Annotated in this window: 8 protein-coding genes; 6 read left to right on the top strand and 2 right to left on the bottom strand. The window is 68.3% G+C overall.

What is annotated here, in order from left to right; genetic code table 11:
- Positions 1–36: 36 nt before the first annotated feature.
- Both CH341_RS22030 and CH341_RS22025 read right to left on the bottom strand, forming a co-directional pair.
- Positions 37–1056: a Bug family tripartite tricarboxylate transporter substrate binding protein gene (locus CH341_RS22030; RefSeq protein WP_111421124.1), complete on the bottom strand. Its 1020-nt coding sequence runs from the start codon at positions 1054–1056 to the stop codon at positions 37–39.
- Positions 1057–1212: 156 nt separating this feature from the next.
- A complete protein-coding gene (locus CH341_RS22025; RefSeq protein WP_111421123.1) occupies positions 1213–1626 on the bottom strand; it encodes a cupin domain-containing protein in 414 nt (137 codons plus the stop codon).
- A gap of 418 nt (positions 1627–2044) precedes the next feature.
- On the opposite strand from CH341_RS22025, the gene CH341_RS22020 reads away from it, so the two are divergent.
- From CH341_RS22020 to CH341_RS21995, 6 genes are all read left to right on the top strand, one after another.
- The gene (locus tag CH341_RS22020) at positions 2045–2923 is read left to right on the top strand and encodes an NAD(P)-dependent oxidoreductase (RefSeq protein ID WP_170149756.1); all 879 of its coding nucleotides are present in this window, start codon (positions 2045–2047) and stop codon (positions 2921–2923) included.
- Complete coding sequence (locus CH341_RS22015; protein WP_210208522.1) at positions 2923–3345, top strand: cupin domain-containing protein; 423 nt, start codon at positions 2923–2925, stop codon at positions 3343–3345. The genes CH341_RS22020 and CH341_RS22015 overlap by 1 nt, the downstream gene beginning before the upstream one ends.
- A complete protein-coding gene (locus CH341_RS22010; protein ID WP_111421120.1) occupies positions 3342–4040 on the top strand; it encodes a 2-keto-4-pentenoate hydratase in 699 nt (232 codons plus the stop codon). Before CH341_RS22015 ends, CH341_RS22010 begins: the two co-directional genes overlap by 4 nt.
- A gap of 330 nt (positions 4041–4370) precedes the next feature.
- On the top strand, positions 4371–6455 hold the full coding sequence (locus CH341_RS22005) for a carbon starvation CstA family protein (RefSeq protein ID WP_111421119.1): 2085 nt from the start codon (positions 4371–4373) through the stop codon (positions 6453–6455).
- Positions 6448–6648, top strand: coding sequence for a YbdD/YjiX family protein (locus CH341_RS22000; RefSeq protein WP_111421118.1), 201 nt, complete (start codon positions 6448–6450; stop codon positions 6646–6648). Before CH341_RS22005 ends, CH341_RS22000 begins: the two co-directional genes overlap by 8 nt.
- 177 nt (positions 6649–6825) lie before the next feature.
- Complete coding sequence (locus tag CH341_RS21995; protein ID WP_111421117.1) at positions 6826–8142, top strand: ABC transporter substrate-binding protein; 1317 nt, start codon at positions 6826–6828, stop codon at positions 8140–8142.
- The last annotated feature ends 92 nt before the right edge of the window (positions 8143–8234 follow it).

Here is an 8234-nt window from a genome sequence, read left to right as displayed (position 1 = left end):
GACCTCCCCCCTCCAGGGGGAGGTGAAGAGGCAGCCCTACTCGCTCAGCTCGATCTTCACTTCGGACGTGATCTTCTTCCAGGTGGCCATCTCGTCGGCCAGCCAGGTCTTGGCCTCGGCGGTCGACGTGTTCGGCACGATGTTGAAGTTCTGCTTCTTGAACGCCTCCTGCACGGCGGGGGCCTGCATGGCCTTGACGGCAGCGTTGAACAGGGTGTCGAGCACGGCCGGCGGCGTGCCGGCCGGCGCGAACAGCGCCTGCCAGGCGATCGTGCCGACGCCCGGATAGCCGAGCTCCTGCATGGTGGCGACGTCGGGATATTCCGGCAGCCGCGTGTGGTTCACCATCGCCAGCGGGCGCAGGTTTCCGGCCTTCACCATGGCGGCCGTCGAGGCCACGTTGATGAAGGCGAACTGGCTGTCGCCGGAGACCAAGTCGTTGATCACGCCGGAGGCGCCGGCCTTGTTGTGGATCGCGACCATGTCGAGATCGCCGGCCCGCTTGGCGAACAGCGCCGCGTCGTAATGTGGATAGCTGCCGACGCCGACCGTGCCGTAGCGCACCTTGCCGGGATTCTTCTTGGCGAACTCCACCACCTCCTTCACGCTCTTGGGCGGGAAGTCCTTGGTGGTCGCGATCATGAACTCCGGAATGTCGACGAGGCGCGTCACCGGCACGACGTCCTTGTCGTAGGAGATCTTGAACTTGCCCGGGAACAGCACCGGCGTGATGGCATTGGTCGACACGTTGCCGATCATCACCGTGTAGCCGTCGGGCTTCGCCCGGGCCATCTCCTCGATGGCGATGATGCCGAAGGCGCCCGGCTTGTTCTCGACCACGAAGGACTGGCCGAGATCCTGGCGCATGTGCTCGCCGAGCACGCGGGCGACGATGTCGGTGGCGCCGCCCGGCGCATAGGGCACGATGATCTTGACGGGCTTGGACGGATACTTGTCCTGCGCCTGCGCGGTCGCGCTCCCGGCGAGACTCGCCGCGACGAGACTTGCCGCGGCGAGGCAGACGGCGGACATCAAAGCCAGCACGGAACGGGGCATGCTCTCCTCCTTGGCTGATCGTCCGTCGTTCCGGGGGCGGCGACGGATCGTTGTTCTGATCGTCGTGTCGAACGGAGATTCGTCGTCGCGCAGGATCTCGGGCCGGACGCGGTTCGGCCCCGGGCCGCGGACGCGCGCCCGCGGCCGTCGGTGCGATCAGGCCTTGATGCCGTGCAGGGAGTGCGAGGCGTCCTTGACGGTGAAGAACAGCACGTCGCCGTCGCTGGTCGCGCCGCCCGAGTGGATCGTGCCGGCCGGGATGTAGACCAGAGCGCCCGGGCCCGCCTCGACCGGCTTGTCGCCTATCGTCGCCCGGAACGTGCCTTCGAGAATGTAGATCCACTGCTCGTTCGGATGCGAATGCGGCTCGGCGCCGGTGCCGGCCGCCATCCGCATCAGCCCGACGATCATGCGGTCGCCCTCGACACAGGCGCCGTTCGCGGTCGAGTAGTCGGGGCCGCCGAGGATGTGATTGACCTTGGCGAGCTCGAACAGGTACTCGCCCGGGCCGGCCCGCTTCGCACCCGGAGTCCGGGCCTTGGTCGGCTCGCTCACAGCCGGCTCGCTCATGCGTCTCTCCCGCTTGGCTTCTTGCCCGCCTTCACGAGGCGGTTGGACGAAGAGTCCACGGGCAGCCGCCCATTTGTCAATCGCCAATCCTGCGCTTCTGAGGCGCAGGTCCCGCGCGCCGCGCAGGTCTCCGCGATGTTTTCTGATCAGGTCCGAGCGCGGCGGACGTCCCCGCGGACACACGCTCTGTATAGTAAGGTCCGGGGAAGCCATGCTGCACTGCACAGCGAAGCAGAAGAGTCCCGCGGCGGCGCCGAGACGTTTCGCCCGCTTGCGCGACGCGAGACGGCACGGCAGCATGGGCCGTCTTCCCCCCGCGTTCCTCCGTTTCGCGGCTCGTGACATCGCCGGCCGCCGCAGGGCAGCCCGGCCGGTCGCGGTCGCGCCGGAACGGCGCCAACTCCCAGGAGATTTTCACGTGGAGATCGGATTCGTCGGTCTCGGCGACATGGGCTCCCTGATCGTGCCCCGCCTGATGGCGGCCGGCCATCGGGTCACCGGCTGGAACCGGACCCGCGCCAAGGCGGAGCCGTTGATCGCCGCCGGCATGGCCTTCGCCGACACGCCCCGCGCCGCCGCAGCCAATGCCGAGATCGTCTTCTCGATCGTGACCGACGGCGCCGCCGTCGAGCAGGTCGCGCTCGGTCCGGACGGCATCCTGTCCGGCCTGCGCGACGGCGGGGTCTACGCCGACATGAGCACCATCGCGCCGCATGTCAGCCGCGGCGTCGCGGAGAAGTTCGCGGCGGCCGGTCGCGTGATGCTGGATGCGCCGATCTCCGGCAGCCCGGTGACCATCCAGGCCGGCCAGGCCTCGGTGATGGTGGGCGGCGACGAGGCCGCCTACGACAAGCTCGTGCCGGTTCTGCTCGCGATCGGCCCGAAGGTGATGCGGGTCGGCGGCAACGGGCTCGCCTGCCAGATGAAGATCGCCGTCAACCTGCTGCTGATGGTCGAGGTGATCTGCTTCGGCGAATCGGTCGCGCTCGCCGAGAAGGGCGGCGTCGACCGCGCCGTCGCCGTCGAGGCGATCCTCAAGAGCGTCGCGGCGTCGCCGGTGCTCGGCTATCGCGGGCCCTTCATCCTGGAGGGCAAGATGCCGGCGAAGCCGCTCGCCGACGTCACGCTGCAGCAGAAGGACATGCTGCTGGCGCTCGACCTCGGCCGCCGGCTCGGCAGCCCGGTGCCGCTCGCCGCCGCCGCCAACGAGATGATGAACGCCTGTCGCGGTCTCGGCATCGACCACCGCGACTTCGTCGCCGCGCACGAGGTGTACCGGCGCCTGGGAGGACAATGATGAGCAAGATGTACCGCACCACCATGGCCGACGTGCCGCTGGTCGAAGGGCTCAAGCGCGACGACGGCTGGATCGACATGCAGGTCCAGTTCCTGATCGACAAGAAGTCGGCCGGCACCGACAACGTCGTCGGCTGGACCGTGCTCAAGCCGGGCGCCAGCCACGAGGCGCATCTGCACCGCAACTGCGACGAGTTCTTCATCGTGCTGGAGGGCAAGGGCCACATCATCACCGAGAACGGCCTGGAGCCGTCGAGCAAGGGCGACGTGGTCTACTCGCCGCGCGGCTGCTGGCACGGCTTCAACAACACCTCGGACCAGGACGTCGTGCTGGTGTGGGGCTGGATGGGCGCCGGCTCGATCGCCGACTCGGGCTACGAGACGCCCGAAGGCGGCTCGCATCAGGCCGGAGGACGGAAATGAGCGGTCCGCTCGACGATCCGCGGCTCGCCCGCGGGATGGCGGCCCAGGCGGAGCTGCGCCGCAAGGCGCTGGCCGAGGGCGCCCGGCCGATCGGCTGGAAGGTCGGTTTCGGCGCCCCGGCCGGCCTCGCCAAGCTGAAGATCACGGCACCGATCGTCGGCTTCCTGCTCGACCGCAACGTGCTGGCCTCGGGCGCGACCGTGCCGCTGTCGCGCTTCGCCATGCCGGTCGCCGAGCCGGAGGTGGCGGTCGAGATGGGCTCGGATCTGCCCGGCGGCAGCGACGAGGCGGCGGCGGCCGCCGCGATCGCGACACTCGGTCCGGCCATCGAGCTCGCCGACTTCGCCCCGCTCGACGATCCGGAGGCGATCCTGTCGGGCAACATCTTCCAGCGGCACGTGATCTTCGGCCCACGCCTGCCCCGTCCCGGCGGCGACACGAGCGGGCTCGTCTCCACCGTGACGCGGAACGGTGCCGAGGTGCCGGCGCCCGACGACGTGACGGCCAACACGGGCCGCATCGTCACGATCGTGCGGCATGTCGCCGATACACTGGCCGCCATCGGGGAGACCCTCAGGGCCGGCGACGTGATCATCGCCGGCTCGATCACGCCCCCGTTGATCCTGAACCCCGAGGACCGGGAGCTCGTGAACGCGCTCTCGCCGATCGGCGAGGTCGCGGTCCGCTTCTCCTGATCGATGCGCCGCGACGTCGCGGCGTGAATAGCAGCGGGCGAGCGCCTCCCGGCTCCAGCCGTGCGACGTTCGCCCGCTTCGCGTAATACCCCTTATCGACCCGGCTGAGCATCTCGCACCTGCACGGCACGCGGGAGTTGACTCGTGCCGATTGTTTCGCGGGCTTGCCGAAAAACGCAAGACTTGCACGCTTTGGTAAGGACTCGTCCGACTGTGGAGCATTCCCCTTTCTTGATAGGTACCCAGCAGTGAACGTTTATTGCGTGTCGCGAGTTCACGTTGCGTCCGCATCTTCTCTGCACGTTGCCGGATCCGGATCGGGAGACTCCAATGACTGCTCTAGCGCGCAGCAACCCAAAGGGGCACTGGGCCCTGTGGGCACTGATCGTCCTGGCGGGAACGATATCGCTCGGTGTCGTCGCATTGAACCGGGGCGAGACCCTCAACGCCGCCTGGCTGGTGGTGGCCGCGGTCTGCGTCTACCTCGTCGCCTACCGCTTCTACGGCCTGTTCATCGCCGAGAAGGTCCTCAGCGTCGATCCGGCCCGGGCGACCCCGGCGCAGCGCCACAACGACGGGCTCGACTACGTCCCGACCAACAAGTACGTGCTGTTCGGGCACCACTTCGCCGCCATCGCCGGCGCCGGCCCGCTGGTCGGCCCGGTGCTCGCCGCCCAGATGGGCTACCTGCCCGGCACGCTGTGGATCCTGGCCGGCGTCGTGTTCGCCGGCGCCGTGCAGGACATGATCGTGCTGTTCATGTCGACCCGGCGCGACGGTCGCTCGCTCGGCGACATGATCCGCGCCGAGATGGGCCCGGTGGCCGGCGGCATCGCCCTGGTCGGCGTGCTGCTCATCATGATCATCCTGCTCGCCGTGCTGGCGCTCGTGGTGGTCAAGGCCCTGGCCGGCAGCCCGTGGGGCACCTTCGCGGTCGTCGCCACCATCCCGATCGCCATGCTGATGGGCGTCTATGCGCGCTTCATCCGGCCCGGCAAGATCGGCGAGATGTCGGCCATCGGCTTCGTTCTGCTGATGTCGGCCCTGGTCTACGGCAAGACCGTCGCCGAGACGCCGGAGCTCGCGGTCCTGTTCAACTGGAAGGGCGAGACGCTGGCGCTGGCCATCATCGGCTACGGCTTCATCGCCTCGGTCCTGCCGGTGTGGCTGCTGCTCGCCCCGCGCGACTACCTGTCGACCTTCCTCAAGATCGGCACCATCTGCCTGCTCGCGATCGGCATCATGATCGTGCAGCCGGACCTCAAGATGCCGGCCGTGACGAAGTTCATCGACGGCACCGGCCCGGTGTGGTCGGGTAGCCTGTTCCCGTTCCTGTTCATCACCATCGCGTGCGGCGCCGTCTCCGGCTTCCACTCGCTGATCGCCTCGGGCACCACCCCGAAGATGATCGAGAACGAGGACCAGATTCGCCTGATCGGCTACGGCGGCATGCTGATGGAGTCGTTCGTCGCCATCATGGCGCTGATCGCCGCCACCGTGATCGAGCCCGGCGTCTACTTCGCCATGAACAGCCCGGCGGGCCTGATCGGCACCACCGTTCAGCAGGCCTCGCAGGTCGTCTCCGGCTGGGGCTTCGTGGTCAGCCCCGAGATGCTGGCCGAAATGGCCAAGGACGTCGGTGAAAGCACGGTGCTGTCGCGCGCCGGCGGCGCCCCGACGCTCGCGGTCGGCATGGCCCACATCCTGTCCGGCCTGTTCGGCGGCAAGGCCCTGATGGGCGTGTGGTATCACTTCGCCATCCTGTTCGAGGCCCTGTTCATCCTGACGACGGTCGACGCCGGCACCCGGGTCGCCCGCTTCATGATCCAGGACATGATCGGCAGCGTGATCCCGGCCTTCAAGAACACCGAGTCGTGGGCCAACAACCTGATCGGCTCGGCCCTCTCGGTGATCTGCTGGGGCTACTTCCTGTACCAGGGCGTCATCGATCCGCTCGGTGGCATCAACACGCTGTGGCCGCTGTTCGGCATCTCCAACCAGATGCTGGCCGGCATCGCCCTGACGCTGTGCACCGTGGTGCTGTTCAAGATGAAGCGCCAGGCCTATGCCTGGGTCACCCTGCTGCCGACCTCGTGGCTGCTCGCCTGCACGCTGACGGCCGGCATGCAGAAGCTCGTCCACCCGTCGCCCCGCATCGGCTTCATCGCCCATGCGCAGGTGTTCGGCGACGCACTGGCCCAGGGCAAGATCCTCGCCCCGGCCAAGACGCTCGAGGAGATGAGCCGCGTGGTGTTCAACGACTATGTCGACGCCGCCCTCTCGGCCGCCTTCATCGCGGTCGTGCTGGCCATGGTGTTCTACGGCGTCGTCAACATCTGGAAGGCGCTCGGCACGACGCGGGTCACCACCGCGGAGGTCGGCGCGCCGGCCGGCAGCGGGGTCGCCCATGCCTGATACGCTCGGCATCACCGGGTGGGCCGTTCGCGCGGCCCGCCTGATGGTCGGGATCCCTGATTACGACACGTACGTGCAGCATCGTCGCGTCACGCATCCCGACGAGCCTGTCATGACCTACGAGGAGTTCTTCCGCGAGCGCCAGGACGCACGCTACGGCTTCGGCAAGAACGGGCGTTTCCGCTGCTGCTGAACCGGCCCGCCGGAGGAGAATTTCGAGGGGCGGCCCACGGGCCGCCCCTTTCTTTTGCGGTGCGGCAGACAGGCCGCCCGGAGGCGGTGGACGAGGACGCGAGCGCTCGTGACCGCGTCACGGTTCGTGGCTATGCTCCGGCCCGTCCGTTCCGCGCTCACCCATTTCAGGTGCTCCATGCTCCGAATGCTCGCCGTGCTCGGCCTCTGCCTCGCCTCCGCGACGGCCGTCCAGGCCCAGGCGCCCGCCCGCGTCACCGTGGTGACCTCGTTCTCCAAGGACGTCACCGACCCGGTGAAGAAGGCCTTCGAGCAGGCCGTCCCGGGCGTCACGCTCGAGGTCCAGAACCGCAACACCAATGCCGGCGTGAAATACGTCGAGGAGACCCGGGCCCGGAACCAGGTCGACCTGTTCTGGGCCTCGGCCCCGGACGCCTTCGAGGTGCTCAAGGGCAAAGGACTGCTGGCCAAGTACCAGACCAAGGCGACCGGCATCCCGGACAAGATCGGCGCCTTCCCGATCAACGATCCCGAGGGCTACTATTTCGGCTTCGCCGCCTCGGGCTACGGCATCATGTGGAACACGCGCTATGCGCGGGCCAACAAGCTGCCCGACCCGAAGGAGTGGAGCGACCTCGCCAAGCCGATCTATTTCGACCACGTCGCCATCGCGGCGCCGTCGCGCTCCGGCACCACGCATCTCACCGTCGAGACCCTGCTGCAGGGCGAGGGCTGGGACAAGGGCTGGCGCACCATCAAGGAGATGGCCGGCAACTTCCGCCAGGTGACCGAGCGATCCTTCGGCGTGCCGGAGGGGGTCAATTCCGGCCAGTTCGGTGTCGGCATCGTCATCGACTTCTTCGGCTTCTCGGCCCAGGCGGCCGGATTTCCGGTGAAGTTCGTCTATCCGAGCGTGACCACCATCGTGCCGGCCAATGTCGGAATCGTCACCAACGCCCCGAACCGCGCCGGCGCCGAGGCGTTCATCGAGTTCCTGCTGTCCGACAAGGGCCAGGAGGTGCTGCTCGAGCCGGCGATCCGCCGCCTGCCGGTGAACCCCGCCACCTACGCCAAGGCGCCGGCCGACTATCCGAACCCGTTCAAGGACCCGTCGCTCGGCTCGCGGGTGAAGTTCGATCCGGACGTCTCGGAGAAGCGCAGCAACGTGGTCGACGCGCTGTTCGACCAGCTCGTCACGTTCCAGCTCGCCAACCTCAAGGCCGCCACCAAGGCGATCCACGAGGCCGACGCCGCCCTCGCCAAGAAGGACAACGCCCAGGCCCGCGCCCTGGTGAACGAGGCGCGCGATCTCGTTGCCGCCATGCCGGTGACGGCCGCGGAGGCCGCTGCACCGGAGACCACCGGCGCCTTCACGGGCGCCAAGGAAAAGGGCTCACGCCAGGCCGAGCTGGAGAACCGCTGGGCCGGCTTCGCCCGCGACCACTACGCCCAGGCGAAGGCGAAGGCCGAAGAGGCCACGCGGCTGGCGAAGTGAGCTTCTTTGAGCTCATGATCATGCAGAGGCGCAGCTCCCCCTCGTCACCCTCCCCTGGAGGGGGAGGGTCGGCGCGCGTAGCGCGTCGGGGT

It is taken from the genome of Rhodoplanes roseus, from assembly GCF_003258865.1.
GTDB lineage: Bacteria > Pseudomonadota > Alphaproteobacteria > Rhizobiales > Xanthobacteraceae > Rhodoplanes > Rhodoplanes roseus.
This window is presented reverse-complemented; position numbering and strand designations above follow the sequence as displayed.

Coding starts and splice junctions, on each gene's coding strand:
- CH341_RS22010 (WP_111421120.1), top strand. CDS start 3,342: ATGAGCGGTCCGCTCGACGATCCGCGGCTCGCCCGCGGGATGGCGGCC.
- CH341_RS22000 (WP_111421118.1), top strand. CDS start 6,448: ATGCCTGATACGCTCGGCATCACCGGGTGGGCCGTTCGCGCGGCCCGC.
- CH341_RS21995 (WP_111421117.1), top strand. CDS start 6,826: ATGCTCCGAATGCTCGCCGTGCTCGGCCTCTGCCTCGCCTCCGCGACG.
- CH341_RS22005 (WP_111421119.1), top strand. CDS start 4,371: ATGACTGCTCTAGCGCGCAGCAACCCAAAGGGGCACTGGGCCCTGTGG.
- CH341_RS22030 (WP_111421124.1), bottom strand. CDS start 1,056: ATGCCCCGTTCCGTGCTGGCTTTGATGTCCGCCGTCTGCCTCGCCGCG.
- CH341_RS22015 (WP_210208522.1), top strand. CDS start 2,923: ATGAGCAAGATGTACCGCACCACCATGGCCGACGTGCCGCTGGTCGAA.
- CH341_RS22025 (WP_111421123.1), bottom strand. CDS start 1,626: ATGAGCGAGCCGGCTGTGAGCGAGCCGACCAAGGCCCGGACTCCGGGT.